This window comes from Nonomuraea rhizosphaerae, assembly GCF_019396405.1.
Taxonomy (GTDB): domain Bacteria; phylum Actinomycetota; class Actinomycetes; order Streptosporangiales; family Streptosporangiaceae; genus Nonomuraea; species Nonomuraea rhizosphaerae.
In genome coordinates this window covers 1-1,554 of the sequence record NZ_JAHKRL010000260.1, presented here as the reverse complement: position 1 = coordinate 1,554, position 1,554 = coordinate 1, and the positions used below count along the sequence as shown (strand labels likewise).

Genomic DNA, 1,554 nt, shown 5'->3' with positions numbered 1-1,554 from the left:
GCGGCGCGCAGCCGCTCGACGGCGGCCTCGGCGTAGGTGACCGCGTCGGCGGCGCGGCCGGCGTCCACGAGCGCGGCGACATATTGGGTGACCAGGCCGGTGTAGGCGGGGTCGGCGGGCTGGAGGCCCTCGATGACCGCGTTGAGGGTCTCCAGGCGCTCCGGCGCGTAGCCGGGGCCGTCGGTGTTGGCCCACGCCATCGCGAGCGCCTCGACCGCGGCCGGGCCGGCCGGGCACTGGCGCACGTCTTCGCGCTGGGCGAACGACAGCAGGTGCTCGGCGTCACCGATGGCGACGGCGCCCTGCGAGCGGTCACTGACCCGGCCGAGCAGGTGCCAGTAGCGGGCGTAGAACTCGAGCCACGGCAGCTCCAGGGCCTCCGCCTGCTGGGCGATGGCCGGCGCCATCACGTCTAGCTGGGGATATCGGCCCTCGTAGGCCTGTGCGGGCAGGTCTCCCAGCGCCATGGCGAGCCCCACGTTGCCCGCCTCAGAAAGCTGCTGCTGGGTGTCGCCGACCCAGGCCCAGATGTCCACGTCCATGGGCAGTCAGTCTGCCAGGTCAATGAGCATGCCCAAAACGCAGGAGCTCGATGAGCTCGTCCGATTCGGCATCGTTCAGTACCGAAAATACGGGTGCAAGCAGATCATCGGTCGCCTCTTCCACCTCGGCCCGTCTGCTCACCACCGCAGGGCTGGGCTGAGGGTAGGGCTCGGGCCAGAGGAAGAACTTGGCGATCGCCTCCCCGGTCACCTGTCCGAAAGGGGTGGCGTCGTGGCCGGCGGCCAGCGTCGCCTCCAGCGGGGTCAGCCCCGCCGCGATCACCGCGTTGGCGTGCAGCGCGCCGCGCAGCTCCCGCAGGACGTGCATGAGCTGGGTGGCGCGGGCCGGCGGGTCGTCCGGCAGCGGCACGGCCCGCCACCCGGCGAACAGCGGCGCGCCCGCGACGGGGGCGTCGCGGACGACCGGTTCGAGCAGCTCGGCGATCCTGGCGCAGCCGTCGAAGTGGCCGATCTTGCGCCGCCCCCACTCGTGGCAGGCCCGCGCGTAGAGCTCGACGGCCTGCTCGACCGGCATCTTGCGGCCGCCCAGCCAGCTCTCCTCGACGTGGGCGGCGGGGAAGAAGACGGCGACGGAGGTGACGACGTCGGGCTCGCACTCGCCGAGCACCCCGCAGCGGCCGCGGAAGTAGAACTCGCGGGCGCCGAGCCCGTGCTCCTCGCAGACGGCCTTGGCCTCCCTGGAGACCATGAAGCCGCCGCCGTACTGGCCGATGGGAGCCTTGACGCGTGCCGCCGTGGTGCGTGGGTCCGCCATGTCCGCCCTCTCGGTTCAGGAAGCAGACCCAGGATCCCTCAGGAGAACATCATTCTGCAAGGGTCAGCTCGCCCGCCGCCACGATGACGGCCGGGCCGGTCAGGTAGCTGGTCTCCGCGTCGAGCGTGACCTTGACCCGGCCGCCGGGCACCTCGATCGTCCAGACGCCGGTGCTCTCGCCGGTCAGCGCGGCGGCCGCCGCGGCGGGGGCGACGGTGGCGGGGCCGCAGGGGGCGG

1 protein-coding gene and 2 pseudogenes are annotated in these 1,554 nt (G+C 72.8%); all 3 read right to left on the bottom strand.

Annotated elements, in window-relative coordinates:
• A pseudogene (locus KME77_RS13095) lies at positions 1-542 on the bottom strand (tetratricopeptide repeat protein); the annotation flags it as partial.
• Between the two features lie 19 nt (positions 543-561).
• On the bottom strand, positions 562-1,317 hold the full coding sequence (locus tag KME77_RS13090) for an SCO6745 family protein (protein WP_246609671.1): 756 nt from the start codon (positions 1,315-1,317) through the stop codon (positions 562-564).
• 49 nt (positions 1,318-1,366) lie between these two features.
• Positions 1,367-1,554 (bottom strand): annotated as a pseudogene (locus KME77_RS13085) (diaminopimelate epimerase); the annotation flags it as partial.